The organism is Tamlana carrageenivorans (assembly GCF_002893765.1).
Taxonomy (GTDB): Bacteria; Bacteroidota; Bacteroidia; order Flavobacteriales; family Flavobacteriaceae; genus Pseudotamlana; species Pseudotamlana carrageenivorans.
This window is the reverse complement of the sequence record NZ_CP025938.1, coordinates 3,101,150-3,127,773: the sequence shown is the minus strand read 5'-3', so window position 1 is coordinate 3,127,773 and position 26,624 is coordinate 3,101,150. Positions and strand designations below refer to the sequence as shown.

General features: G+C 34.4%; 30 protein-coding genes, 1 tRNA gene and 1 pseudogene. 13 read left to right on the top strand and 19 right to left on the bottom strand.

The features are described 5' to 3' along the window. Positions 1 to 130 precede the first annotated feature (130 nt). A complete protein-coding gene (locus C1A40_RS13620) occupies positions 131 to 523 on the bottom strand; it encodes a VanZ family protein (protein WP_102996369.1) in 393 nt (130 codons plus the stop codon). A 319-nt stretch (positions 524 to 842) separates the two neighbouring features. Further along, entirely contained in the window at positions 843 to 1,796 is a 954-nt protein-coding gene (locus tag C1A40_RS13615; RefSeq protein WP_067147670.1) for a PhoH family protein, read from the bottom strand. 220 nt (positions 1,797 to 2,016) lie between these two features. Between C1A40_RS13615 and C1A40_RS13610 the strand changes: the two genes are divergently transcribed. The 7 genes from C1A40_RS13610 to C1A40_RS13580 all read left to right on the top strand — a co-directional run bounded on the left by C1A40_RS13610 (position 2,017) and on the right by C1A40_RS13580 (position 8,608). Beyond that, positions 2,017 to 2,913 carry an SAM hydrolase/SAM-dependent halogenase family protein gene (locus C1A40_RS13610; RefSeq protein WP_102996368.1) on the top strand — a complete coding sequence of 299 codons (897 nt, stop codon included), beginning with the start codon at positions 2,017 to 2,019 and terminating at the stop codon, positions 2,911 to 2,913. A 239-nt stretch (positions 2,914 to 3,152) separates the two neighbouring features. Beyond that, positions 3,153 to 3,866, top strand: a complete 714-nt coding sequence (gene gldF, locus C1A40_RS13605) for a gliding motility-associated ABC transporter permease subunit GldF (RefSeq protein ID WP_102996367.1) — start codon at positions 3,153 to 3,155, stop codon at positions 3,864 to 3,866. Between the two features lie 2 nt (positions 3,867 to 3,868). Continuing rightward, positions 3,869 to 4,354: a hypothetical protein gene (locus C1A40_RS13600; protein WP_102996366.1), complete on the top strand. Its 486-nt coding sequence runs from the start codon at positions 3,869 to 3,871 to the stop codon at positions 4,352 to 4,354. Next, positions 4,347 to 6,014, top strand: a complete 1,668-nt coding sequence (gldG, locus tag C1A40_RS13595; RefSeq protein WP_102996365.1) for a gliding motility-associated ABC transporter substrate-binding protein GldG — start codon at positions 4,347 to 4,349, stop codon at positions 6,012 to 6,014. The genes C1A40_RS13600 and gldG overlap by 8 nt, the downstream gene beginning before the upstream one ends. Positions 6,015 to 6,190: 176 nt before the next feature. After that, positions 6,191 to 7,309 (top strand): DNA polymerase III subunit beta, encoded by a 1,119-nt coding sequence (gene dnaN, locus C1A40_RS13590; RefSeq protein WP_102996364.1) that lies wholly within the window; start codon positions 6,191 to 6,193, stop codon positions 7,307 to 7,309. Positions 7,310 to 7,534: 225 nt separating this feature from the next. After that, positions 7,535 to 7,897, top strand: coding sequence for a CidA/LrgA family protein (locus C1A40_RS13585; protein ID WP_102996363.1), 363 nt, complete (start codon positions 7,535 to 7,537; stop codon positions 7,895 to 7,897). 3 nt (positions 7,898 to 7,900) lie between these two features. Next, positions 7,901 to 8,608 carry an LrgB family protein gene (locus C1A40_RS13580; protein WP_102996362.1) on the top strand — a complete coding sequence of 236 codons (708 nt, stop codon included), beginning with the start codon at positions 7,901 to 7,903 and terminating at the stop codon, positions 8,606 to 8,608. 63 nt (positions 8,609 to 8,671) lie between these two features. Here C1A40_RS13580 and C1A40_RS13575 read toward each other — a convergent pair whose 3' ends face one another. Then, the gene (locus C1A40_RS13575) at positions 8,672 to 10,261 is read right to left on the bottom strand and encodes an aspartate:alanine exchanger family transporter (RefSeq protein ID WP_102996361.1); all 1,590 of its coding nucleotides are present in this window, start codon (positions 10,259 to 10,261) and stop codon (positions 8,672 to 8,674) included. A 209-nt stretch (positions 10,262 to 10,470) separates the two neighbouring features. Between C1A40_RS13575 and C1A40_RS13570 the strand changes: the two genes are divergently transcribed. Then, the gene (locus C1A40_RS13570) at positions 10,471 to 11,478 is read left to right on the top strand and encodes a M28 family metallopeptidase (protein WP_102996360.1); all 1,008 of its coding nucleotides are present in this window, start codon (positions 10,471 to 10,473) and stop codon (positions 11,476 to 11,478) included. Positions 11,479 to 11,580: 102 nt separating this feature from the next. Here the strand turns inward: C1A40_RS13570 and C1A40_RS13565 are convergent, their stop codons facing one another. The 13 genes from C1A40_RS13565 to rlmF all read right to left on the bottom strand — a co-directional run bounded on the left by C1A40_RS13565 (position 11,581) and on the right by rlmF (position 22,038). After that, positions 11,581 to 12,873 carry a cryptochrome/photolyase family protein gene (locus C1A40_RS13565; RefSeq protein ID WP_102996359.1) on the bottom strand — a complete coding sequence of 431 codons (1,293 nt, stop codon included), beginning with the start codon at positions 12,871 to 12,873 and terminating at the stop codon, positions 11,581 to 11,583. Further along, positions 12,863 to 13,348 (bottom strand): SRPBCC family protein, encoded by a 486-nt coding sequence (locus C1A40_RS13560; RefSeq protein WP_102996358.1) that lies wholly within the window; start codon positions 13,346 to 13,348, stop codon positions 12,863 to 12,865. The genes C1A40_RS13565 and C1A40_RS13560 overlap by 11 nt, the downstream gene beginning before the upstream one ends. A 3-nt stretch (positions 13,349 to 13,351) precedes the next feature. After that, complete coding sequence (locus C1A40_RS13555) at positions 13,352 to 13,825, bottom strand: TspO/MBR family protein (RefSeq protein WP_102996357.1); 474 nt, start codon at positions 13,823 to 13,825, stop codon at positions 13,352 to 13,354. A gap of 173 nt (positions 13,826 to 13,998) precedes the next feature. Then, positions 13,999 to 14,694 carry a lycopene cyclase domain-containing protein gene (locus C1A40_RS13545; protein ID WP_241910423.1) on the bottom strand — a complete coding sequence of 232 codons (696 nt, stop codon included), beginning with the start codon at positions 14,692 to 14,694 and terminating at the stop codon, positions 13,999 to 14,001. Beyond that, on the bottom strand, positions 14,691 to 15,146 hold the full coding sequence (locus C1A40_RS13540) for a sterol desaturase family protein (protein ID WP_102996355.1): 456 nt from the start codon (positions 15,144 to 15,146) through the stop codon (positions 14,691 to 14,693). The genes C1A40_RS13545 and C1A40_RS13540 overlap by 4 nt, the downstream gene beginning before the upstream one ends. Continuing rightward, the gene (locus tag C1A40_RS13535) at positions 15,143 to 15,580 is read right to left on the bottom strand and encodes a hypothetical protein (protein ID WP_158651368.1); all 438 of its coding nucleotides are present in this window, start codon (positions 15,578 to 15,580) and stop codon (positions 15,143 to 15,145) included. The genes C1A40_RS13540 and C1A40_RS13535 overlap by 4 nt, the downstream gene beginning before the upstream one ends. Beyond that, positions 15,580 to 16,422, bottom strand: coding sequence for a phytoene/squalene synthase family protein (locus tag C1A40_RS13530; protein WP_102996353.1), 843 nt, complete (start codon positions 16,420 to 16,422; stop codon positions 15,580 to 15,582). The genes C1A40_RS13535 and C1A40_RS13530 overlap by 1 nt, the downstream gene beginning before the upstream one ends. Then, positions 16,406 to 17,887 carry a phytoene desaturase family protein gene (locus C1A40_RS13525; RefSeq protein ID WP_102996352.1) on the bottom strand — a complete coding sequence of 494 codons (1,482 nt, stop codon included), beginning with the start codon at positions 17,885 to 17,887 and terminating at the stop codon, positions 16,406 to 16,408. The genes C1A40_RS13530 and C1A40_RS13525 overlap by 17 nt, the downstream gene beginning before the upstream one ends. Positions 17,888 to 17,935: 48 nt before the next feature. Next, positions 17,936 to 18,904 carry a fasciclin domain-containing protein gene (locus tag C1A40_RS13520; RefSeq protein WP_102997219.1) on the bottom strand — a complete coding sequence of 323 codons (969 nt, stop codon included), beginning with the start codon at positions 18,902 to 18,904 and terminating at the stop codon, positions 17,936 to 17,938. Positions 18,905 to 19,105: 201 nt separating this feature from the next. Then, complete coding sequence (locus C1A40_RS13515) at positions 19,106 to 19,999, bottom strand: MerR family transcriptional regulator (RefSeq protein WP_102996351.1); 894 nt, start codon at positions 19,997 to 19,999, stop codon at positions 19,106 to 19,108. A gap of 154 nt (positions 20,000 to 20,153) precedes the next feature. After that, a tRNA-His gene (locus C1A40_RS13510) sits at positions 20,154 to 20,229 on the bottom strand. A gap of 114 nt (positions 20,230 to 20,343) precedes the next feature. Next, the gene (bshB1, locus tag C1A40_RS13505; RefSeq protein ID WP_102996350.1) at positions 20,344 to 21,060 is read right to left on the bottom strand and encodes a bacillithiol biosynthesis deacetylase BshB1; all 717 of its coding nucleotides are present in this window, start codon (positions 21,058 to 21,060) and stop codon (positions 20,344 to 20,346) included. A gap of 117 nt (positions 21,061 to 21,177) precedes the next feature. After that, positions 21,178 to 22,038, bottom strand: coding sequence for a 23S rRNA (adenine(1618)-N(6))-methyltransferase RlmF (rlmF, locus tag C1A40_RS13500; protein WP_102996349.1), 861 nt, complete (start codon positions 22,036 to 22,038; stop codon positions 21,178 to 21,180). Positions 22,039 to 22,280: 242 nt separating this feature from the next. On the opposite strand from rlmF, the gene C1A40_RS13495 reads away from it, so the two are divergent. Next, positions 22,281 to 22,937 (top strand): HAD family hydrolase, encoded by a 657-nt coding sequence (locus C1A40_RS13495; RefSeq protein ID WP_102996348.1) that lies wholly within the window; start codon positions 22,281 to 22,283, stop codon positions 22,935 to 22,937. Here C1A40_RS13495 and C1A40_RS18330 read toward each other — a convergent pair. Together C1A40_RS18330 and mscL are read right to left on the bottom strand one after the other, a co-directional pair. Next, positions 22,934 to 23,098, bottom strand: coding sequence for a hypothetical protein (locus C1A40_RS18330; protein WP_199287710.1), 165 nt, complete (start codon positions 23,096 to 23,098; stop codon positions 22,934 to 22,936). The genes C1A40_RS13495 and C1A40_RS18330 overlap by 4 nt on opposite strands. 8 nt (positions 23,099 to 23,106) lie before the next feature. Then, entirely contained in the window at positions 23,107 to 23,550 is a 444-nt protein-coding gene (gene mscL, locus C1A40_RS13490; RefSeq protein ID WP_102996347.1) for a large conductance mechanosensitive channel protein MscL, read from the bottom strand. Between the two features lie 204 nt (positions 23,551 to 23,754). Here mscL and C1A40_RS13485 point away from each other — a divergent pair, with 204 nt between their 5' ends. The 4 genes and pseudogenes from C1A40_RS13485 to C1A40_RS13470 form a co-directional block, all read left to right on the top strand. After that, on the top strand, positions 23,755 to 24,357 hold the full coding sequence (locus tag C1A40_RS13485; RefSeq protein ID WP_102996346.1) for a SatD family protein: 603 nt from the start codon (positions 23,755 to 23,757) through the stop codon (positions 24,355 to 24,357). Next, positions 24,351 to 24,842, top strand: a complete 492-nt coding sequence (locus C1A40_RS13480) for a DUF3307 domain-containing protein (RefSeq protein WP_102996345.1) — start codon at positions 24,351 to 24,353, stop codon at positions 24,840 to 24,842. Before C1A40_RS13485 ends, C1A40_RS13480 begins: the two co-directional genes overlap by 7 nt. Before the next feature lie 13 nt (positions 24,843 to 24,855). Then, positions 24,856 to 25,860 carry an IS30 family transposase gene (locus C1A40_RS13475; protein WP_102994224.1) on the top strand — a complete coding sequence of 335 codons (1,005 nt, stop codon included), beginning with the start codon at positions 24,856 to 24,858 and terminating at the stop codon, positions 25,858 to 25,860. A 58-nt stretch (positions 25,861 to 25,918) separates the two neighbouring features. Continuing rightward, positions 25,919 to 26,176 (top strand): annotated as a pseudogene (locus tag C1A40_RS13470) (DUF3307 domain-containing protein); the annotation flags it as partial. On the opposite strand, the gene C1A40_RS13465 reads toward C1A40_RS13470, so the two are convergent. Beyond that, the gene (locus C1A40_RS13465; RefSeq protein WP_102996344.1) at positions 26,173 to 26,580 is read right to left on the bottom strand and encodes a DM13 domain-containing protein; all 408 of its coding nucleotides are present in this window, start codon (positions 26,578 to 26,580) and stop codon (positions 26,173 to 26,175) included. The pseudogene C1A40_RS13470 and the gene C1A40_RS13465 sit on opposite strands and share 4 nt — an antisense overlap. Positions 26,581 to 26,624: the final 44 nt, after the last annotated feature.

Below are 26,624 nucleotides of genomic sequence, written 5' to 3'. Positions count from 1 at the left end.
GTGTATGATTAGTGGCGTGTTTCAACAACTAATTTAGTAAACAAAAACGAACGCGATAAAATTCCGAAGGAATTTTCTAAATAACCACTTGCCAAAGCAATTAATTATACACGTTGTTGGCTGTAGTTTTTTATTCTATTTCAAGAAAATCATCTTTTAATTCTGTTAAATCATTCGTTCTTAATCTAACTATTAAATATGTAATTCCAGCTCCGATTAATAAAGCAAAAATATCTTTAAAGTCAAATGTTCCAATTCCATTTATAAATAAAGACAGTACCTCAAAAAATATTAAGAAGGAAGTGTGAATAAAAATATCTTTATAAATTCCTTTAATTGGTTTTTTTGAAATTAAACTTAACAAAAAATAGACACCTGGAACGAATACAATATTATTTCCCATATCTGCTATTCCAAAATCATTAATTTCATTCGAATAAACATAAGGTCTATAAATACTATTTAAAAAAAATCCTATCGAGTAGAAAATAATTGCATAAATTATTCTTTCGGTTTTATTCATTTAGGGTCTCAAATTACAGCCAACAGAAGCATATCAAACATATACTCCTATAAAATTTTTAAATCAACTCAAAAATCAAAATCTATACAATTTTAGAGGCTAAACTTAAAAAAAGATGATGGCATGTGATTCACAACCATCATCTTTCATGTTTTTTAATTATTTAATGTTATCAACCAAGTATCATGGTTTTTCCGGTCTTTAACTTTATGCTCCTGCCCCTAGCCCTGATTGCAGTGGCATCCTTTTTTGCCCCTTAAAGGGCGAAAAAGATAAAACGGAAAGCAGGTCTCTGCTCTTGAAAAAAATTATGATATCTTTAATCGGCGTTTTCAATGCTTTTATAGGCTTCAATGACTTTTTTAACGAGTTTGTGACGAATAACATCTTTATCGTCTAAGAAAATCATGCCTACACCTTCTACATTTTTTAAGATGAGTAAGGCTTCTTTAAGTCCGGAAATGGTACGGCGCGGCAAATCGATTTGCCCAGGATCGCCCGTTAACAGAAACTTGGCGTTTTTTCCCATACGGGTTAAAAACATTTTCATTTGGGCGTGAGTGGTGTTTTGCCCTTCATCTAAAATCACGAAGGCGTTATCCAAGGTACGCCCGCGCATAAAGGCCAATGGCGCGATTTGAATGGTACCGTTTTCGATATAATGCGCGAGTTTTTCGGGAGCAATCATATCCCTTAAGGCATCATATAAAGGCTGCATGTAAGGGTCCAATTTCTCTTTTAAATCGCCCGGAAGGAATCCTAAATTCTCTCCTGCCTCTACGGCTGGACGGGTTAAAATGATACGCTTAACTTCCTTGTTTTTTAAGGCTTGAACCGCCAAGGCCACACCGGTATAGGTTTTTCCTGTTCCTGCTGGCCCAATAGCAAAAACCATATCGTTTTTACGCATAAGCTCTACCATTTTACGCTGATTTGGCGTTTGGGCTTTTATGAGTCGGCCGCTAACCCCATGCACGATGACTTCGCCACTTTTTTCGGAGGTGGTATAATCATCGCTACTTTGGCTGGTTAAAACACGCTCGATAGCATTTTCGTCGAGCTTATTATATTTTGCAAAATGCTTTAGGAGCATGGTGAGGCGTCTATCAAATTCTTCCAGCAATTCTTCATCGCCAAAAGCTTTAATTTTATTTCCGCGGGCTACAATTTTTAATTTAGGAAAGTACTTTTTTAGAAGTTCAATATTCGTGTTTTGGGCTCCAAAAAAATCTTTTGGAGAAATCTCTTCAAGTTCGATGATAATTTCGTTCAAAGGCGTGGTTTTAGGTTAAAATTTTATGAATAGCTGTTCTGTTGTTTTCTATTTTTTTCTATGCTTCTAATTTAATGAATAAGTTTTTATGGCCTTATATTTTTCATTTAAATTATAAAAACGAAAATGAAAATTTGTAGGTTTGTATCTTATTCAGGACTCTCTCAAATTTAAGTAAAATTGGGGGACTTAACCTTAAAAACATATCAACAATTTGCCCATGGCAATTATAACACTAACAACCGATTTTGGGGAGAAAGACTACTTTGCTGGCGCTACACGAGGTGCTATTTACAGCGAACTTTCTGATGTTAAGATTGTTGATATCTCACATGCTGTATCGCCTTTTAACATTCCTGAGGCGGCTTACATCATACAAAATGCATACAAAAGTTTTCCTAAAGGCACCATACATATTATTGGTATTGATTCGGAGTTAAATCCGGAAAACAAACACATCGCGGTTAAACTAGATGGGCATTATTTTGTTTGTGCTAACAATGGTATTATGAGCATGATTTGCTCGGAAATTGCTCCCGAACAGATTGTGGAAATTAATATTCACGATAAAATAAGAAGCAGTTTTACCGTATTAGATGTATTTGTGCAAGTGGCCTGCCATATTGCTCGTGGCGGTACGCTAGACGTTATAGGCAAAAACATTTCGAGTATTAAGCCTATTAAAAACATTACGCCCTACGTTAATGACGATAAAACCCAAATTATTGGCTCGGTGATTTATATTGATAACTACGGAAATGTGGTAACCAATATTAAGCGTCATTTTTTTGAAAGGATACAAAAAGGAAGGCGTTTTGAGATTACGGCACGCCATTACACGTTTAAAAAGATATATCATAAATACAGTGATATTGTTAATTTTGACATTCCTGAAAACAAACGCCATGATGAAGGTAGACGGTTAGTGGTTTTTAATTCTGGGAATTTTTTAGAAATTGCGGTTTATAAAAGTAATAGCGCCACCGTGGGTAGTGCTTCTACCTTACTTGGACTAGGTCTCATGGACTCAATAAGCATTAAGTTTATTCCGGATCCTATTAATTTGGAAGATGTGGATTACCCGCAACAGGTACATAAAATTTCTGATTTCGAATAATAATAAAAAGGGTATGTTTGTTAGGGTAGTGAAAAATAACGGGAGACGGATGACAGGAGACGGGAGAAAAGTGGCAGATGAACAATGACGGAAGACAGGTGAAGAATGACGGATGCCAGATGACTGGTGAAGGAAGCCAACAACCAGTAACTAGTAACTAGTAACTAGTAGAAACTTTTAACTTTTAACTTTTAACTTTTAACTTTTAACTTTTAACTTTTAACTTTTAACAAAACTAAATGTTCGCCATATTAAGAAAAGAAATAAATTCATTTTTTGCCTCGCCAATTGGATATTTGGTTATTGCTATTTTTTTAACGCTTAACGGTTTATTTCTGTGGTTGTTTAAGGGGGAATTTAACATACTAGATTATGGTTTTGCCGATTTGTCTTCTTTTTTCCTATTAACACCATGGATTTTAATTTTCTTAATTCCGGCCGTGACGATGCGTAGTTTTTCGGATGAAAAAAAACAAGGCACTTTGGAGCTATTACTTACCAAGCCTATTTCATTATTCCATATTGTTTTAGGGAAATATTTTGGTGCTTTTGTGCTTATTCTTATAGCGCTTATACCTAGCTTACTATACGTTTATACGGTTTACCAACTTGGGAATTCTGTTGGAAATTTAGATATGGGCAGCACTATTGGATCGTATTTCGGACTCCTATTTCTCATCGCGGCTTATACCGCTATTGGCGTATTTTCATCGACTTTATCCGACAATCAAATTGTAGCTTTTATTACGGCGGTTTTTATATGCTTTATTTTTTATATCGGTTTTGAAGGTGTTGCCGACTTCCTTTCTAATGATTTTATTAATCAATTAGGCATGAGCGCGCATTTTAAAAGCATGAGCCGTGGTGTAATTGACACGAGAGATTTGGTCTATTTTATAAGCTTAATGCTTTTCTTTTTAATGCTCACTAAAATAAATTTGAACAAAGCATAACCATGGTTTTAACTCCACTTTTTATTATCTCATTACTTATTGTATTCGTTCTGGTTTGGTTGTTTGTTAACACTATAGACAAACGCAAATGGCTTACTTTAATAGTTAGTTTGGCTTTAACACCCTTGGTGTACTTTTATGTTTTTTATCCTATTATCAATATTTTTAGCAACTACCATCATGAAAAGTATTTTAATGCTGAAGCTTGGGAGGAAGATCCTGAGTTGCGTTTTGAAATGCTCCATAATATTCTAGAAGACAGTTTACTTATTGGGAAATCTAAAATTGAGGTGAAACAGCTACTTGGTGAAAGCGAATGGTATGGCTGGAATGACAGCATCAAAGCCAATTCTGAAGACCAATGGAATTATAATTTAGGATTTAAACCTGGCGCTTTTAATAAAGATCAAGAATGTATTGAATTACTGTTTACTAACAATAAAGTAACAGCCCTAAGAACCTACAAATTAGAGAAAACCTTTGAATAACACAATCAAAAATATAGCCCTTCTTGTAATTGCCTTAATTGGGATTAACCTCATAAGCAGTTTTGTTTTTGAACGTTTTGATTTAACAGCCGATAAACGTTATACCTTAAGCTCTTCAGCCATTGAAATTATAAAAGATGTAGATGCGCCACTTATTATTGATGTATTCTTGGAGGGTGATGATTTTCCTTCGGAATTTAGACGCTTAAAGAATGAAACCCAGCAACTTCTTGAAGAGTTTTCGGCTGAAAACAAAAACATTATTTTCAACTTTATCAACCCTGTTGAAGATGAAGCCACCCGCGAGCGTAACATACAACAACTCACTCAACGTGGTTTAACCCCTATGCAATTAAGTGTTACCGAAAGTGGTAAATCGTCAAAGGCCATAATTTTTCCTTGGGCCCTTGCCAGCTATAACGACCAAACGGTTATTATTCCGTTAGTAAAAAATAAAATTGGAGCCACCCAGCAGGAATTGGTAAGCAATTCGGTGCAGCATCTGGAATATGCTTTTGCCGATGGTTTTAGCAAACTAACCACCCCTAAAAAGAGTAAAATTGCCATATTAAAAGGTAACAAACAACTTGAAGATCGATACATCGCCGATTTTGTAAAAAAAATAGGTAGCTACTATTTTATTGCGCCCTTTACCTTGGATAGCATTGCTAGTAATCCGCAAAAAATACTTCAAGACTTAGAGGCCTACGATTTGATTATCTCGGCGAAACCCACCGAAGCTTTTTCCGAAGAAGAGAAATACGTTTTAGATCAATATACCATGAACGGCGGCAAAAGCTTATGGCTTATCGATGCCATTGCCATGGAAAAAGACAGTTTATACAACGCTAACGGCAGTAACGTGGCTATCCCTAGAGACTTGAATTTAACCGATTTTTTCTTCAAATATGGTGCTCGAGTGAATCCAGAAATGGTAAGCACTCTATATTCGGCACCCATTACTTTAGCCATTGGCGAAGGGAGCCAATCGCAGTTTCAGCATTTGCAATGGCCCTACTCCCCGCTTGCAGGTAGCCAGAGCAACCACCCGATAGTAAACAATTTAAACTTAGTAAAGTTTGATTTTGCTAATCCTATCGACACCCTAAAAAATAATATCAAAAAAACCATTCTATTACAATCGGCACCCCTAACAAAATTAGAAGGCACCCCAAGAAAAATTAGTTTAGAACTGGTTACTAAGGAACAAAATCCGCAACTTTTTAATGCTGGAAACCAAAATTTAGCCGTGTTACTCGAAGGCACATTCAACTCGGTTTATAGCAACCGCATCAAGCCTTTTGAGCTTTCAAATTCAAAAGATAAAGGTGTACCAACAAAAATGATTCTTATCGCCGATGGTGACCTTATAAAAAACGATGTCATACGACATGTGCCTCAAGAATTAGGTTTCGACCGCTGGACCGGGCAAACCTATGGAAATAAAGAATTTTTACTCAATGCCGTAAATTATTTACTGGATGACAACGGACTTATAAACATTCGGTCTAAAGAAATTGCCGTTGCCTTTTTAGATCAGCAAAAAATAGCTACCGAAAAAACCAAGTGGCGCCTTATAAACCTGCTATTACCACTGGTTTTACTGGCTATTTTTGGAATAACTTTCAACTATATTAGAAAGAAAAAATACGCGGCTTAAATGTTAATAAGTTTGTTTCCAAATATAAGCCGTTTAGAATATATTTGTATGAAGCATAAAGTCAATAAAAGCTAGGTTTATTTATTATTAATGATTTTAGTGGTCATAATTCTTTATTTTAAAGCAAACAACTAGGAACACACTGAAAATCAGCTTAGCAAACACAATATTCTCAGATGAAATTTATAGTATCAAGTACTTATTTATTAAAACAATTACAGGTTTTAGGAGGTGTGATTAACAGTTCGAACACCTTACCTATTTTAGATAATTTTTTGTTTGAACTAGACCAAAACGAACTTACAGTTTCTGCTAGTGATTTAGAAACCACTATGGCCTCTAAATTAGACGTTGAAAGCGATAGCCAAGGTAGCATTGCTATTCCTGCGCGTTTGCTCTTAGATACTTTAAAAACCTTCCCTGAACAACCTTTAACTTTTGTGGTTGAAGACAACAACACCATCGAAATTAGTTCTAACCATGGTAAATATGCTTTGGCTTACGCCGATGGCAAAGAATTCCCTAAGGCCGTGGCCTTAGAAGACCCAAGTAAAACCATAGTAACTGGCGATGTTTTAGCGACTGCTATTAGCAAAACTATTTTTGCTGCCGGTAACGACGATTTACGTCCTGTGATGAGCGGTGTCTTTTTTCAGTTTTCTACAGAAGGCTTAACTTTTGTTGCTACCGATGCGCATAAGTTAGTAAAATACACTCGTGAAGACATTAAAGCTAATCAGGTTGCCGAATTTATAATGCCTAAAAAACCTTTAAATCTTTTAAAAAGTATTTTAGCCGCTAGCGAAGACGAAGTAGCCATTGAATACAACGAGTCTAATGCCAAGTTTACCTTTGAGAATTCAGAGTTAATTTGCCGACTAATTGATGGAAAATACCCAAATTACGAAGCGGTTATTCCAAAAGAGAATCCGAATAAACTGGTCATTAGTAGAAATCAATTTTTAAACTCGGTACGTCGTGTTAGTATTTTCTCTAACAAAACCACACACCAAATTCGTTTAAAAATTGCGGGCGCCGAGCTTAATATTTCTGCAGAAGATATTGATTACAGCAACAAAGCCGAAGAGCGTTTAACTTGCGATTACCAAGGTGATGATATGCAAATCGGATTTAACTCACGTTTTTTAACTGAAATGTTGAATAACCTAAATTCGGATGATGTACAACTAGAAATGAGTATGCCAAACCGCGCCGGAATTTTAACACCTGTTGATGGTTTAGATGAAGGCGAACAAGTTACCATGCTAGTTATGCCTGTTATGTTAAACGGTTAATTTTTATAATCAGTCTAAAGAAATTTTAGCTCAAAATATAGAAAAGCAGCATCATTTTTTTGATGCTGCTTTTTAGTTTGTTTTCACACATTAAAATAAACGCACTTTCCATGAGACAATTATTAGCCACCTCAGGTTAAATTACAATTATTAGCATATTATACAGATGCATCGTATTTTCGGAAATAATATTCGCAAGTAGTAACACAAAATCAGTTTAAAAGCATGAGGCAAGTCGTAATTATACTAGGCTGTTTACTTTTTGGAGAGGTTGTAGTCCATCTAACTGGCATAAAAATGCCTTCTAGTATTATTGGCATGATCCTATTAACTATTTTGTTAGAATTGGGTTGGATTAAGTTAGTATGGGTAAGCGGATTGAGTCATTTTTTAACTAAAAACATGGCCTTCTTTTTTGTACCGCCAGGCGTAGCGATTATGTTGTATTTAGATTTGATAGAGGCCTCCTTCTGGCCTATCATTGTGGCTTCTAGTCTAGGCACCGTCATTGTTTTTGCCTGTACAGGCTGGACACATCAGTTGTTTATGAGACATAAAAACACTTTTAAAAAAGGTAAAAAATCTTAAGCCATGGATGCTATTCTAAATACCGAAATATTTATTCTCACCTTAACGTTTGTAGCCTATTTTCTAGCTCAAAATCTTCAGAGAAAAACCAAGTTAATTTTCTTAAACCCTGTATTAATTGCCATTATTCTGATTATTGGCTTTTTATCGGTTTTCAAAATCGATTTTGAAGTATACCATGAGGGCAGTCGTATGATTGAATTTTTATTAAAACCTGCCATCGTTGCTCTAGGTGTTCCCCTATATCAGCAATTAGGAAAAATTAAAAAACAAGCCATACCTATAATTATTTCTCAATTGGTAGGATGTATTGTGGGTGTTATTTCTGTGGTTTTAATCGCCAAATTTATGGGTGCCCCCAAGGAGATTATTTTTTCTATAGCGCCCAAATCGGTTACCACACCCATTGCCATGGAAGTCTCTAAAACCTTAGGAGGGATTCCACCGTTAACCGCTTCATTAGTGATTTTATTTGGAATTATTGGCTCTATATTTGGTTATGAAATCATGAAAATAACACGTATTAAAAGCTCTATTTCTCAAGGTATTTCTATGGGTACTGCTGCTCATGTTTTGGGCGCGTCCAAATCCATGCAAATAAGTGGGAATTTTGGAGCATTATCAAGTATAGGCCTTATAATTAACGGCGTATTTACAGCCATATTAGCCCCTTATATCATTTCATTTTTAAGCATCTGGATTACTTTTTAGAAAGCAATAAGCATCCCGTAAAATAGCTTTAATAAGTATGATGACAACCGTCTAGGTAACCACCTAGAACAACAACCCTAGTATTTGGCAGCAAATAATTAAAAGTACCATGGCAATAGGGTAAACCGTGGCATAAGCTACCGAAGGCGCATCCGTTTTTGTCATAGTATCTACAGCAGCTAAGCCAGGCGTACTGGTCATTGATCCTGTTAAAGTTCCTAAAAGGGTTAAAATATTGATTTTAAAAAACATACGAGCTACTATAGCTGCTAAAACCATGGGTATAAAAGTTATTAGTCCGCCAATTAAAAATAATTTCACCCCATATTGCATATATGTTTCTACCAAAGTTGCCCCTGCTTTTGTACCCACTACAGCTAAGAAAAGCATCAGTCCAAATTGTCTTAATAGGTGATTAGAATTTCCACTCATTACCCAAAGCATATTGCCTGTTTTACCAATTCTTCCTAAAATCATAGCGACTATAAGTACGCCCCCTGTTAATCCTAAATTAAATTTAAACGCATCGCCAAAAGATAAAGACACCCCGCCAACGAGAATACCAATAACAATACCTAAGGCTAATGGGAAAAAATCGGTATCGGAAAGTTTGCTTTTGTTATCCCCTATGAGTTTCGAAATTTGCTTGGCACTACTCTTCTGACTAGAAATCATTAGTTTATCACCAATTTGTAATTTAAGGCTAGGATTAGGCGATAAATCAATACCACTACGTCGCACTCTGGTTACCGTGGCATTAAAATTATCTTTAAGATTTAATTGCCCTAAGGTTTTATTTACCAATTCGGTTTTTGTAACCAAATATGATTGCACAATAAAAGCCTCACCCAATGATATGTCTACATCCACTCTAGGACCAATTAACAGTTCCACTCGGTTCAATGCTTCTTGAGTACCTACCACTCTAATATAATCGCCTTTATGTAAAATCGTATGTTTTTTAGGTACGAATGCTTCATTTTTATGCTTTATTCGGGAAATCACACCTTCGGTCATCGAACCTACTTGTAAATCTTCAATCGTTCTATCGATAACACCTTCGTTTTCTACAATAAAATTAGCCCTAGTAATGGCTTCAAAATGGCCATGCGCCTTTTCTTCATATTCAACCTCTTCTTTGGCTAAATTTATTTTAAAAAGTCTAGGGTATAGTTTCACAAACAATATCACACCAATAACTCCAAATGGGTAAGCAATACCATAACCTATAGAGGCTAAAGGCGAATGCGTAACATCAATAGCAGTAGCTAAACCAGGGGTACTAGTAAGTGCTCCCGCCATTAAACCTATGGCAATAGACTTATCGATACCTAAAAATTGAATGGAAAGGAAAGTAATAATGGCCGCCGAAAACACCACCAAAGTAGCGAGCATAACTAGGTTTTTACCATTTTCTTTAAAAGAATCGAAGAAACCTGGACCAGCCTGCAAACCGATGGTATATATAAACAAAATGAGTCCGATTTTTTGTAAAATATCTGGTAATTCAACACCATAATGACCAAATAATAAGGCTACAAAAATAATAGCAGAAACATCTAACGAGATTCCTTTAATTTTAATGTTTCCGATAATAAATCCGATACAAATAATTAAAAATAAAGCGAGATACGTTGCGTTTAAAAACTCCATCGATTAATATTTTAAAATCAAGTTACAAATGTAATTTATAAAAAAGATAGGTATACTGACTTTTATCATGCTATGTTTTTTAGGGAAATAATAATAATTTAAAAAATCAAGCTAAATAATAGACTGTAGAACTGTTAAAATGAAATAAAACAGATTTTCAATAAATTCATTTTTGTATTATAGCTTCAAAATTATAAATATCATTTAATTTGAAACATTTTATCACCCTTTTATGTGCTGCAATTTTATTAAACTCTTGTAACAGTAGCTCACAAAATAAAACCGTTAGTAAAACCTCTCCTGAGCCTTATGCTAAAACAATAAGCGCCGAAAGCCTAAAGAAAAATCTTTACACCTATGCTTCAGATGAATTTGAAGGTCGTGGTACCGGTGAACCTGGACAAAAAAAAGCTGTTGAGTTTTTGAAAAATTTCTACATCGCTCATGAAATTCCTTCACCTATTGCAGAAGGCAACTATTTTCAAAAAGTACCTTCCTCTTTTCTTCCAACAGGTACAAAAGATTCTGAAAATGTTTTAGCTTATATTAAAGGTTCTGAAAAACCAGATGAAATATTAGTTATTTCAGCACATTTAGATCACATCGGCGTATCTTCAAATGGAGCCATTAATAATGGTGCCGATGACGATGGTTCTGGAACCGTAGCCATTTTAGAAATAGCTAAAGCTTTTAAAGCTGCGGAAAAGGCTGGTCACGAACCAAAACGAACCATTTTATTTCTACATGTTACCGCTGAAGAAATTGGTTTACAAGGGTCTAAATATTATACCGATGTAGAGCCTATTTTCCCTCTAGAGCATACCGTTACCGATTTAAACATCGATATGATTGGTCGCGTAGATGACAAACATAAAGACGGAAAAAATTATTTGTATTTAATAGGATCAGATAAATTAAGTAAGGAACTGCATGAGGTATCTGAAGCTGTAAATAAAAAATATGTAAACTTAGAATTGGATTACACCTATAATGATGAAAACGATCCTAACCGTTTTTATTACCGTTCTGACCACTATAATTTTGCAAAAAACAACATTCCTGTGATTTTCTATTTTAACGGAACCCACGAGGATTACCACAGGCCAAGTGATACGCCCGATAAAATTAATTATCCGTTTTTAGAAACCCGTACGCGTTTGGTTTTTTACACCGCTTGGGAACTGGCTAATCGTGAAAACCGTGTAAAATTGGATTAAATTTCTGATTTTACTAGCTTAATAGTTTAGTATAAAATATTACAAAACCCCATAATGAAACTTAGGTTTCATTATGGGGTTTTTAATTCAATCACTAGGTCTCTAACTTAAAGCGTGACGATAAACTTGTAAACAGCGCTCTCTGGCAGCTTTGTGTTCAACCATGGGTTGCGGATAATTTAACTCCTGAAACTCGGGTACCCATCGTTTTATATATTCGAAATCTTTATCAAACTTTTTAATTTGGGTTGTGGGATTAAATATTCGAAAATATGGCGCGGCATCGCAGCCTGTGCCCGCTGCCCATTGCCAATTCCCATTATTAGAAGCCAGCTCGAAGTCTAATAATTTTTCAGCAAAATAGGCTTCACCCCAACGCCAATCTATTAACAAGTGCTTGCATAAAAACCCTGCCGTAATCATACGTACACGGTTATGCATATACCCCGTTTTATTAAGCTCTCGCATGCCAGCATCTACCAAAGGGTACCCCGTTTGACCAGTACACCATTTTTTAAAATCAGATTCATCATGCCTCCAAATAACATTATCGTATTTAGATTTAAAATTTTGTGTCACCACTTTCGGGAAATGAAATAATATCTGCATAAAAAATTCACGCCAAATAAGTTCACTTAAAAAAACAGCATTGGTTTGATGCGCATGAGCTACCATTTTACGAATACTAACCAGACCAAAACGCAAATATGGAGACAAATTTGAGGTTTTATCTAAGGCCGGATAGTCTCTATACGCTTCATAAGCTTTCAAATCATTTAATTGATAGGGTTTGACTTGGATGTCGCTTTCCATAAAACCAAGATTTTCAAGGCTTGGAAAAGTGCTCTGAAACTCTAAAAACTGTGATTTATTACTTACACAATCATATAAAGCCGTATGCACTTTTAAATCGAAATGTTTCAACCACTGATTTTTATAAGGCGTATAAACGGTATACGGACTTTGGTCTGCCTTTAAAACCTCATGTTCTTCAAAAATAACCTGATCTTTATAAGCATGAGTCGTTATATTTTGAGTCTTAAGCAATGCAGATACCTGATGATCTCTTTTTATCGCATAAGGCTCGTAATCCTTATTAAAATATACCTTTTCAATACGATATTTAGCACATAGCTTCTTCCAAACGTTTAATGGTTTTCCTTTTAAAACTAGTAGTGAACTTCCGAAGGATTTAAGCAATAAATCAATCTCTTTTAAGCTGTTATAAATAAACGTAATTCTAGGATCAGTTTCGGGGAGTGCCTCAATAATATCTTCATCAAAAATAAATATGGGTAAAACCTTATTTCCTGAATTTAGCGCAAAATGAAGGGCGGTATTATCCTCCAAACGCAAATCGCGACGAAACCAAAAAACCGTAATGTTATTTTCCATTGAATCGTTTTTCTAAGACCTCATACCTATATTCAAAAATAGCTTTAAGCTCATTTTTCACGTAAAAACGATGCGCTAAATCGCCTAAAAACCCCATGGGTAATTTATACGATATTTTATCTTTCATTAAAGTTTTACCTTCAGACATGGCTTCAAAAAAATGTTCATGATGCCATAAGCTGTAAGGGCCAAATCGTTGTTCATCAATAAAAAATTCCTGAGGCTTAACTTGAGTAATTTCTGTTACCCAATTTTGTGTTATTCCTGAAATAACACCCACTTTATAGGTGATTATTTGTCCGGGGTAAGCTCCTTTATCTACTTTAGACGTGATTTCAAAACCCATTTTAGGAGGCGTTATTTCTTTAAGGTTTTCTGGCGCACTAAAAAACAACCAAGCTTCCTCTAATGGTATATTTAGAATTTGCTCGGTATACAGTGTGTAGATCCCAGAATGTTTTTCTAACTTCATCATGCTTTAATTATTAAAATAGATATAGGCGTTTAAACTTGTTGCAATAGTCATCCAAATTAAATAGGGACCTATCAAAAGCGTGTAAAACTTAAGCTTCTTAAGAAAACCTAAAGTAAAAAACCCGACGAGAAGCCAGAGCAGCACAATTGTAATGAGCCCTATCAAAACCTCATGTTTATTAAAGAAAATATAATTCCAGCTCACGTTTAACACCCATTGTAAACCATAAAGTACAATAAGGTATTTACTAAATGGCTCAAATTGAAAACTAAGCTTGGCCATGTAAAACGCAAAAAGAAACATGATTGAAAACCAAGCAACCCCAAAAACCCAGCCTGGTGGGGTCCAAGGTGCCTGATTTAATGAGGTGTACCATTCAGATTGCGGCCCATTATTCATTAACACCGCTCCAATCACTAAAACCAGTATATTAGTAATTAGAAAAATGCCAAATCGGATGTATTTATTATTTAACATAGGCGTTTTTTATTTGAAAAAGATTGTTTTTAATAAACTTAATCCATCTGATCACAGGAATCCTGTCATTAACAAGATGCATTAAGTAGCATTTGGTTACCATGAAATTTCTCGTTAGTCGTTCCTCCTTCTGCCGAAATGACAAAACAGCGAAAAACAAAATCATACATAAATTAAGCATGGTATTTTCTTTTAAAAAAATTAAACAGTAATTGTACAGAAAACAGTAGGTTAAAAGCGTAAAAAGCATCTTCAAAAGGGATAGTAAACAAACGAAAACCCATGTTTTCAGAATCGTCATAAAACACAACTGGCGCTTCAGTAAATCCACCTGTAAGCACTCCGTTTACTATAAAAAAAGGCACCAATATGATAGAAAACACAGGTAAATACCGTCTTAAAGTCTCCAGGTGATATCGCAATCCATAACCCATTAATAGTATAAAAAACATAAAATTGATGGTCGTATACCATTTCCCAAAATGATATAAAAGCAAACTACTGGTTAAAATTATTAACACCCCACTCACCCAAGCCGTCCATAAGCGTGATATTTTAAAATTTGGAAAGTAATATCCAATTACTTCATAGGTAAACAAACAAGCGTAAGGAATGCATAAGAAAAATAGCCATTCTTCTATAGGCATTTTAAAAATTAAAAATGACAAATGGTAATCTGAATTAAATCCCCAAACCCCTATTGAGGTAAACCAAGCATCCCATATTAAGAATGGGAAGGCTACTAATAAAATACTATATGAAGCGGATTTAAAATATTGTATAAAGTGAAATTTTTTTTCAAAAATACTATACAGTAAAGGAATGCTTAGACTTCCCAGATTTAGTATTAAATATAAATAGTGATTCACTGTGATTTTTTAAAATATTTGAAAGGCACCAATAACATCCCAAAACATTCACCGTCGGGTTTATCTAGGTGTTTGTGATGTATACGATGAGCTTTACGTAAGCCCTTTAAATACCAATTTTTGGTATTCTTAAACCAATTAAAACGCTTATGTATTAAAACATCATGAATTAAAAAATAAGAAACACCGTAGCAAAAAATCCCTAGACCTATAAAGAAAAGCACGTTTAACTCTGGGCTAACACCAAAATAAAATAACAAAATGCTGGGAATTGCAAAAATCACGAAAAAAGCATCATTTTTTTCAAATACATGTGGATACCCAGGTTGATGATGGTCGGCGTGCAAAAACCAGCCAAAACCATGCATGATGTATTTATGGGTACACCAAGTAACACCTTCCATAATAATGAAGGTTAACAGCGTCGTTCCTATATAAATCAAAACATTCATATCGAGGTATTTTTTACAATGTAGGCATCCATATAATCGACTTTATCTTTATGATTCATCATTTTTATTAAAAATGCCTTATCCTTTTCAATATCCGAATTATAATTTAAAAAACTCGGAACATTTTCTTGAATAACGAGTCGCACATATCTTAAATGGATATTATTACCATATATAGCAATGAGTTTATCTAAGCGGTTTTTATATCTATTAAACACTTTAACTTTGTTCCACGGCAGGAGTTCATACTTGGCCTGCTTCATTTTAAAAGAAATAACATAAGCTTGAATATCAACATCTGAATCATTTTCATATTTTTCAATAAATTGCAATTCTTTTTCTTTGGTCAAGGCCTCATGATATTCCAAAACAAAATCTGGCGGATTAGTACTTAAAAGCATCATATTTATGAGATATAAAAGTACAAATTTCATTAAATGATATTTAATTTATATTTAACATAACTTCTAGCTAACAAACTCATCTTCATAATATTAGAAACCCTAATTCTAGTTTTCATTATATCAGAAAAAGATACTTTTTTTAATTTTTTCAATAATCTTAAATAGTATCGATAGGCCATATAAACTCCAAATTTTGCTTCAACCGGTAATTTCAATACGCCATGATGAAAGGCATATTCAAAATCGGCTTCAATTTCCTCAATAATAGAGGCTTTTAATTGATCGTCTAACGAAGCTAAATTAACATTAGGAAAATAAGAACGGTTTAAAACTTCGTAATCATCTTTTAAATCCCTTAAGAAATTCACCTTTTGAAATGCAGAGCCTAATCGCATAGCCGCATCTTTAAGATCGTCGTACTTTTGTTGATCACCATTTACAAAAACTTTTAAGCACATAAGTCCGACCACATCTGCCGAACCATAAATATACGCCTTATATTCATCTACATTGGTATAAGATGTTTTATATAAATCGGCTTTCATGCTATTTAAAAAAGCCTGCACTAAGTGCTCTTGAATTTCATATTTATTTACGGTATGAATAAAAGCATTAATTATAGGATTTAAGCAAATGCCTCTGTTTTTAGATTCGTAATATTGATTTTCGAACTCTAAAAACAAATCTTCTTTATTGTAATCGTGAAAGGAATCTACAATTTCATCGGCAAGGCGAACAAAACCATAAATATTATAGATATCTGCACGTATTTTTGGCGACAACATCCTGGTAGCCAAGGAAAAGGATGTACTGTATTTTTGGGTAACAAGCTTACTGCAAGAGTAAGAAACATCATCAAATAACTGCTTCATTTTTGTAAGTTTTTAAAATTGAATCTGATGCGATTTTTCCGGAGATTAAAGATGGTGGCACTCCGGGACCTGGCACTGTTAATTGTCCTGTAAAAAATAATCCCTTCACTTTTTTACTTTTTATTTTTGGTCTTAAAAAAGCGGTTTGTGTTAAAATATTTGCCAGACCATAGGCATTCCCTTTATAAGAGTTATAATCCTTTATAAAATCATTGACACAAAAACTCTCTTTTAAAATAATGTGCTCTCGAACTTTTTGATTTGTTAAACGTTCTAACCGTTCTATAATTAGATTAAAGTATTCGTCTCGAATTTGAGGCGTATCTTTTATGCCTGGAGCTAAGGGAATTAAAAAAGTCCCAGCTTCATTTCCCTCTGGTGCAAAACTAGCATCGGTAATAGATGGAAAGCTTGCATAAAACAAGGGTTTTTCTGGCCATTCGGGGGTATCGTAAATACTTTTAGCATGCGTATCAAAATCGGTGTCAAAAAATAAAGTATGATGACAAACACGTTCTAATTTTTTATCGAATCCCACATAAAAAAGCAAGGAAGACGGTGCAAATACTTTTGACTCCCAATACGTTTCAGAATATTGCCGGTACTTTTTAGGTAACAAAGTTTCGGTATGATGGTAATCGGCGCCACTTAAAACCAATTTTGTTTCTAGGTTTTCTCCATTTACAATCAATGCCTCTACTTCGCCTTGAGCATTTACCTTTATTTCCTCAACATTGGCATTTGTTTTAAAAACTACACCTAATGATTTTGCTAAGGTAGTCATGGCCTCAATAACCATATACATACCACCTTTAGGATGCCATGTCCCTAATACAAAATCGGCATAATTCATAAAATTATAAAACGCAGGCGTATTACTTGGCTTAGCCCCTAAGAACAACACCGGAAACTCTAAAATTTGAATCAGTTTTTTACTCTTAATATGCTTTCTAACCTGAGATCTTAAGGTTGAAAAAAACTGAGTAATTTTAGCAATAGTCTCCGGTGTTACTAATTCTAATGCCGAGGCTCCTGGCTTATAAACCAGATTATTAATAGATACATCATAATTATAGGCTGCAGATTTAAGAAAGGCTTTAAGGTGTTTAGAGCTTCCTGGCTCTTCATTTTCAAAAACCTTATAAATGGCCTCTAAATGCCCTGGAATGGTAATCGCATCAGCTTCATCAAAATAGACTTGATAAGCTGGGTCTAACTTTTCCAGTTCGTAAAAATCGGAAGGCTTCTTATTAAAATCGGAGAAAAATTTCTCAAACACATCCGGCATCCAGTACCATGTGGGTCCGATATCAAATGTAAATCCGTCTCTAAGAAGCTGTCTAGCACGACCTCCTACGGTTTTATTTTTTTCAAGAATCGTTACTTGGTACCCCGCCTGAGCTAGATAACAAGACGCCGATAATGCCGAAAACCCAGAACCTATTATGTATATATTTTTTTTCAAATGTCAGGTAGTTAGTAGCCTTAGCTGGTTAAAACAAATCTGTTCTGTTTAAGGTAAAAGCACTGCATCAATAGCATGAATAACGCCATTAGTCCCTTGTACATCTGTTGTTTGTGGACTAACAATAATATTAACTGTTTGATTGCTACTGGTCATTATTTGAGCTCCATCAGATAAATCTATGGTAATTTTACCACCGCTTAACATGGTAACATCGCCGTTACTTAACTGATCTGACTGAACATTGGCAGGTGTAATCACATGATATTTCAAAACAGCGTCTAAAGTTGTAATAGGAATATCTGCCAAAGAGTTCCAAGCACTATTAGAGTCTAACAGATTTTGAAATGCTTGATTTGTAGGAGCAAAAACAGTAAAAGGACCATCACCTGAAAGCACTGAAACAAAATCTGTAGTATGTCTGCTGTCGATTAATGCGGCCACTAATGATGTAAAGCCACTATTATTTAACGCCAAAGTTACTATATTATTTGGTAACATCACTTCGTCTATAATATGTACCACACCATTTGTTGCATCATAATCGACGCTTATAGGCTGGGCGCTACCGTTAAACACGACACCACCAGTGGTTTCCACCTGTAGCGACAAAGGCTCACTATTTGGTCCGGTAGACAAGGTATTTACATAGGTGTTAGATAAGTCGGTAGAATTAATTTCAACACCAACAACATGAAATAATAACACAGCTTGAAGGGTTTCTACTGGAACATCAGCTAAGGAATTCCATGATGCATTGGAATCTAATAATACTTGAAAGGCTGTATTATTAGGGGCAAACAATGTAAAACTTCCCGAACCGTCTAAATCGTCATCTAATCCAGCCACCTCTAAGGCAGCAGCTAAACTAGATAGTTCTGGTTTATCCATTACAATATCTGTTATAGTTGAAGGTTTTTCTCCACTATTAGAATCATCATCACTGCTACAAGAGCATAATGAAACTAGTAACAAAAAGCTTAAAGTAAGTCTGATTAATTTTCTTTGAAATAACATAAAATTTAGTTTTTTAATTAATATTCGTTTAAATAAATAGGCCTTTAAGATTTTTTTGTTTAACATTTATCATATTTAACTAAACAAAAACAAGGTAGGCCAAAAAAAATAGTGCCTTGTAACATTAAAACACTTTCAAAGATAGTAAATTTTGTTTAACAAATACAAAATAAAGTTAAACAAAATAATTTTAGGATAGTATTAGAGACTTTGCAAGAGATCGAGAAGTGAAGGATATGTAGTGATATTCGCCGTAAAATCAACATCATTTACTAATGATGTTTTTTGACCAGTTGCTATAAGCTGATGATTGGTACCTTTTAAAATCTCATTAATTTCCTGAAAATATCCGATAACTTTATCATCGTAGGGCATGACCGTTAAACAGGTTACAAAACAGATATCGTCTTCACTTTCAAAAAAGTAATTTAAGTTACTAAGCGGTAAGCTTTGACCAAGATAAATAGTGCGATAACCACGAAGCGTTAATTCGTAGTTTAAAAACATGAGTCCTAATTCGTGAATCTCATTTTCAGGTAAAAACAAAACATAAATCGTACTCGAATCTATAGGATTTCCCACCAACTGCTCAATATTTATCTGAATCTTCTGAACAATCATATTAGATATAAAGTGCTCATGAGCTGGCAGCACGGTATCGGTTTGCCATAATAACCCAATATGATTTAAAAAAGGGATAAACACTTCCTTAAAAACCTCCCTAAAACTCTTTTTTTGGAGCAGTTTATTATAAGTATTATCAAATAAAATTTTATCAAACTGAAACATCGATATCTTAAGCGCATTAATAGCTTCATCGTTTATCGCATTGTGAATGGCCAATTCTTTTGTTTTGATACGAATGGTTTCATCAGACATCTCAGCAATCTTAGATATCTTATAATTGTTATTATTCAGCAAAACAACATTTAATAATTTTTGCAAGCTTTTGGCCGAATAGCTCCTAATATTGGTATCGGTTCTGTCAGGCGAAAGCAAACCATATCTTTTTTCCCAAATACGAATGGTATGGGCTTTTATACCTGAGAGATTCTCAAGATCTTTTATTGTAAAGTCTTTTTTAATATTGTTCAACTTATAATAAATTTTATTAAACAAATTTAAAATATAAAATATATTTATTAGCTTTTAAATGAAATAAATTTTAAAAATTAATTAATACTTGAACTTTTCTTTTAGAATTTAAGCACAAAAAAAGCCTTTCAACTTCTTGAAAGGCTCTTGTTTTGGGTGGAAGATGGGATTCGAACCCACGACCCTCGGTACCACAAACCGATGCTCTAACCAACTGAGCTACAACCACCGTGTAACTGCATTTTGTAATGCGTGTGCAAATGTAAACGTTTTAAGTCTTTCCAACAAAGACTTTTTTAAAAATTTTACAGAAATTTTTAATTTTTTTTCCGCTTCAAAGCTAACTACTTTAAATCGAACAAACTACTAACGGCAGGATATCGCTCTACAGTAAAGCCTTCGGCGTGCTCGGTTCCTATCAATCTCCCTAGGTCTCTGGCTCTATAAATAACACTATCGGTAAAATTTTTGCTAGATATCGGTGTTTCAGGCGCTTTACTTTTAGGATCGAAAAATTGGGTTTTATAGGCTAAAACCGCATCCATTTTTTTATCGATAAAACCAGACACATCAACAACTACATCGGGTTCTATATTTTTCCATTGAATGTAGTGATAAACAAACTTTGGTCGCCATGCCTCTTGTAAAAATCCGTCTAAGGTGGTTTCTATTTTGGTTAATCCGCTTAAAAAACAGGCATCACTAACCAATTTACTGGCTTTGCCGTGGTCTATATGTCTGTCATCAATGGCATTACAAAGCACCATTTCTGGCTTATATTTTCTTATCATTTTTACAACTTCCAACTGATGTGCTTTATCGTTCACAAAAAAAGCATCAGCAAAGCCTAAATTTTCTCGAACCGAAATACCTAAAATTTTAGCGGCATTTGCAGCTTCCTCTTTTCTAGTTTCGGCGGTGCCTCTAGTGCCTAACTCGCCTTGCGTTAAATCGACAACACCTACCTTTTTGCCTTGAGCAACTTCTTTGGCTATCGTGGCGCCACAGCCTAATTCGACATCGTCCGGGTGTGCCCCTATAGCTAAAATATCTAACTTCATATCTATTTCTTAATCTTAAAAACTAAAAATAATGTACTTACAAAATAAGACCTTTAATCGTAATTGACTTTAAAAGCTTACTAAAAACTGGCTAATATTACTTTTATTACTATCCCTCTACTGAAACGTCCAAGCTACAATTCGAGACAATTTATTGCCTTGTCCCATTTCTATTACTTTCACCTCGGTAGCGCCTAATTTTTTAAGTGAGGTTTTTAAGCCTTTTATCAAGTCTTTTTTAGACACTAAGCTCGTAAACCAGAGGCACTGTTCTTTATAAAAAGTACTTTCAAAAATATAATTATGCAAAAAAGCCTTCTCGCCTCCCTTGTACCACAATTCGTTTTGGGTACCAGAAAAGTTCCGAATCACCTGCCCTGCTTCATTTTTTAAGCCTTTTAACTTTTTTATGGTCGCTTCTAAAGCTTCGGCTTCCGATTTAAAAAATGGCGGATTACAAAGCGATACCGAAAAACTATCAGTTTCATTTACCACACCTTTTAAAATATGAGAAGCATCTTGTTGTTTCCTTAGCGTTATCGCAGTATTCAGCTCATTTTTATCTATGATTTTCTGAGCACAAGCTAAGGATTTATCATCTATATCGGTGCCCACAAAGGTCCAACCATACTCAGCTTGTCCCAAAATAGGATAAATACAACTTGCCCCGGTACCAATGTCTAAAACCTTAATATTTTCATTAATTCCTGAAGCTTCTAAAAAACTTGCTATGTGATGGATATAGTCTACGCGGCCAGGAATTGGCGGACATAAATTAGTATCGGGAAAGTCCCAAAACTTTAAGTTATAATATTGAAAAAGTAAAGCCGTATTTAAAGCCTTAACCGCCTTAGGGTTTGCAAAATCTATGGTTTGGGTGTTGTATTTGTTTTCAAAAACATAGGAATCCAATTCGGGGTACACACGTTTTAATACCTCAATATCGTAGCCCGTTTTATGCTTGTTTTTGGGATGCATCTTTAAATGTGTTTTTATAATAATTTAATTTATTTGGTAAAATACAAGCTTTAAACGCCTATAGGTTACAAAGTTTAAAATAATTTCGTTCTAAAGGGAATCTTATTTTCAATTTATCAAGATACTAATAAAAAATAGTGTTTTTATAAGTTCGCTTTCGCGGAATTGGTCTCACTTCAAATTTCGAGATCCTAGGCCTTTTAAACTCTTTTATCTTATTATATTTGCACAAAAAATTTGAGATGTTAAAAGCGGTTATTTTTGATATGGATGGGGTAATTATTGACAGCGAACCCATGCACAACAAAGCTTATCACGATATGTTTGATGAAGTTGGTATTGATGTTTCAAAGGAACTTTACGAATCGTTTACCGGGCAATCTACCATTAATATTTGTAAGCGCTTGTGTGATCATTTTAATTTGGACCAGGCTCCCGAAACCTTAGTTCAGCGTAAGCGTCATTATTTTAAACATTTTTTTGAACACAACTCTTCTTTGGGGTTAATAGATGGGGTTTTAGATTTAATTAAGGATTACCATAGTAATGGCTTAACCCTGGTTTTAGGATCTTCTGCTGCGATGACCAGCATCAATCAAATTTTTGATAGATTCGATTTAGACCAATATTTTACAGCGAAATTTAGTGGTGGTGATTTAAAAGAATCTAAGCCACATCCAGAAATTTTTATTAAGTCTGCTGAAGCTACGAGGTTCAAAAAAGAAGAATGTATGGTTATTGAAGACTCTACCAATGGAATGAAAGCGGCTAAAAATGCTGACATTTTTTGTGTGGGTTACGACAGCTTTCACTCTAAAAATCAAGATTACTCCATTGCCGATATGGTTATTACCGATTTCAAAGAGATTTCATACGATAAAATAACAAAGGTTTTTTAAGCCTCACTATCACCTTTTTGCGCATTAGCTTTTTGAATTATGGTCTTTAAACGCTCTTTTCTTAAAGCAGCTTCTGCTCGTTTTTTGTTTTCCTTTCTAGCCATGAGCTTAGAATGTTTGGCTTTGTTTTTTGTGTTTTTTTCTCTTCCTGTTTTTGCCATAGCCTTATCTATTTTTTAGATTTTAATAACGCATTTTGCTCTTCCATTAGCGTATTAAGCTTGGATAACAACTCGATATCTTTAGGAGGCGCCACAGCCTTATCTTTATTATCGAGAGCTCTTTTGCGCAATCGGTTCATAAATTTAACTACTACAAAAACGGTAAAACCTACAACTAAAAAATCGAAAAGCACCTCTCCTAAAGCACCGTACCCTAAAGCAACCTCTTCTTTTAACGTTGCTCCCGATGCATCTAATACAGCGTCTCTAAGAACAAGTTTCCTGTCTTCATAATTTACCCCGTCTGTAAGTAGCGATAAGGGCGGTAAAAACACCTTTTTTACTAAAACATCAATAACTTTATTGAATGAGGCACCAATAATTATCCCCACAGCCATATCAATCATATTACCTTTTACAGCAAATTCTTTAAACTCTTTTAGTAACTTCATAGGTTATTAATCGTGGTTTCACATAGCAAAGATATTCTATTTCAGAAAAAATAATCAATATTCCATCGAATGATTTTATTAACCAAAAGACTAATAATTAAAAATATTACCCAATAAACTAATAATTTAATTTATTAGTTTTTAAACTAATAATTTGCCACTTTAAATAAAATGAAATACATTTGAGAAACCAATAGTTTTAAAATGACAAGCATCATTACAGGCGATATAATAAACTCTAAGGAAAGCTCACCAAAAAATTGGTTAGAAGCCCTTAAGTCTATTTTAAACCATTTTGGTAAAACGCCTAGCCAATGGGAGATTTACAGAGGTGATAGTTTTCAATTGGAGGTTACTCCTAGCGAAGCCTTACACGCTTGTATTTTAATAAAAGCGACTATAAAACAGTTTAAAAACATTGATGTACGCCTCGCTATTGGCCTTGGAACAAAGTCGTTCACCTCAAAAAACATCACAGAATCTAACGGAGAAGCCTTTATAAATTCTGGAGAATGTTTTGAAAATTTAAAGAAAACCACTCTAGCCATAAAATCGCCGTTTACTGAGTTTGACACCACCATAAACATCATGTTAGAATTGGCGCAACTTACCATAAATCACTGGACGAGCACTTCGTCAACCTTAATAAAAACCACTTTAGAGCACCCTAACTACAATCAAAATGAATTGGCAAAACTCCTTGATAAAACCCAAGGAAACATCAGTCAGGGCTTAAAACGTGCCGGCTTAGACGAGCTCAACAAACTTCTAAACTACTACAAAACACAAATACAAAACCTATGTTAGTTCTGGCCCTTAAATTACTTTTAGCACACTTTATTGGCGATTTTGTATGTCAGCCAAACGCATGGGTTCGTCATAAAGAAAAACACAAACACCAATCTAAATACCTTTATTGGCATGTTTTTCTACATTTTTTAATCCTTATTATTCTGTTGCAATTCGATTTTAGTTATTGGATTAGCATTAGCCTTATTACGGTTTCGCATTTCCTTATAGATCTGGCTAAACTTCACTTAAACGATCGCACTAACCACAGGATGCTATTTATATTAGACCAACTGGCACACTTTATTATTATTGGGCTTGTTCTGTCTATTTATTACCCTTTTAATATTGACCTCCATTTTATTTTTAAGGCCAAAACCTTACTATTTCTAACAAGCTTTGTATGCTTAACCCAGGTGACTTCGGTGGTTATGAAAACCGTTATTTCTAAATGGGATTTGAAAGTCCGTATTCAAGAACTTAACGCAACAAATCTAAATTAATAGATTTGTAATTATGGTACGAAAAAAAACAGGTAGACTTACCCTTAAAGAAAGAATACAGATTGAGACTCTTTTAACTGAAAAAAAGAATAAATCATACATCGCTATAACCATTAACAGAGCTCGATCTACGGTTACAAGAGAAGTTAATAAATGGGTGCAAACAGATAGAGATAAATACTCAGCAGAACTAGCTCATTGGTGCGCCAAAGATGATTACCTAAACAAAAGAAATATTGATAAAATATCTAAGTACCCTAGACTTCGAATTTATGTCTATAGGGGCTTATTATCACAATGGACTCCTGAACAAATTGCTGGAAGACTAAAAGAAGAATTCCCAAATGATCCTATAATGTCTATTTCTCACGAATCAATTTATAGGTACATATATGCAAAGCCTCAAGCTAGTTTAAATAAAAAACTAATTAAACTCCTCGTACGCAAAAAAACAAGACGTAGACCCTCTAAAAAAAGACGCAGAACAGGATCTAAAATATTAAACCAAGTCAGTATAGACCTAAGGCCCGAGCATATTAACCTAAGAAATGAAATCGGACACTGGGAAGGAGATTTAATGATTGGGAAGGATCAAAAATCGGCTATTGGAACTATCGTAGAACGCAAATCTAGATATACATTAATTATCAAACTAAAAGCCAGGAACTCTAAGGAAATTGCTAAAATGTTTTCTAAAGAACTTAACAAACTAGATCCCATATTCAAAAAATCTATGACCTACGATAATGGAATTGAAATGGCAAGACACGAAACAATTACCAAGAAAACAGGTATGAAAATTTACTTTGCACACCCCTATTCTTCTTGGGAAAGAGGTACCAATGAAAACACTAACGGACTCATCAGAAGGTACCTCCCAAAAGGAACAGATTTTAACAAAATTGACTTAAATACATTCATCGAAATTCAAGAAAAATTAAACAATAGACCTCGTAAAATTATTGGATTTAAAACCCCTAATGAAGTTATGATAAAAGAACTAAAAATTGTAGCTTAGACTCATACAAAAAAAAGCAACGTTTGTTGCGTTAGAACCTTGAATGCAGCAAGATTTTGATAACGAATCTTCACTAAAAGATGCTGGTGCTTATATAGGTATTTTAGAACGCTTGTTTGTTTTTATGTTTATTATAACCAACCATTGGGAAGGTGTTGGCTTTTTAATTACGGCTAAATCGGTATTTCGTTTTGGAGACTTATCAAAAGCAAAAGACCGAAAATTAACAGAATACGTTTTAATTGGTACCCTATTAAGTTTCGGTCTTGCTATTTTAATAGCCTTAGGCTATAATTATATTTCAGATTTGATTTAATTCATTTCTAGAACGGCCTGCCCAAAATTAACTCCAAAAGGCACACACCATACGATAACATAGTCATATTCTGAAAAATCTATATCTTCAGGAAGGGCATATTCGTAATTCCCGTCCAAGCCCTTTAAAGCCCCTAAACTAATGTATTTGGTGGCGTTTTCATCAGTAGCTAAATACAGTTCCAATGAAGGGCCGTCATCAGATTTAAAGTTAGTGAGTTTTAAAATGGTCTGCTCTTCATTTATATCGGCAATCCCCGATGTTGGGTGAGCCTTAGATTCAAATTCCCCTCGGTACGAAGCCATCTCTGGCATCATATCATCAGAGTCATCGTTGTTATCGTCGTCAGAAGAGCAAGCAGCTAAAGTAAAAACGCTTAAAAAAAGTAATAAATAAGTTTTCATATGATTAATATAAAGTTAGTATGACTTTTTCAGTCGGAAAAAAC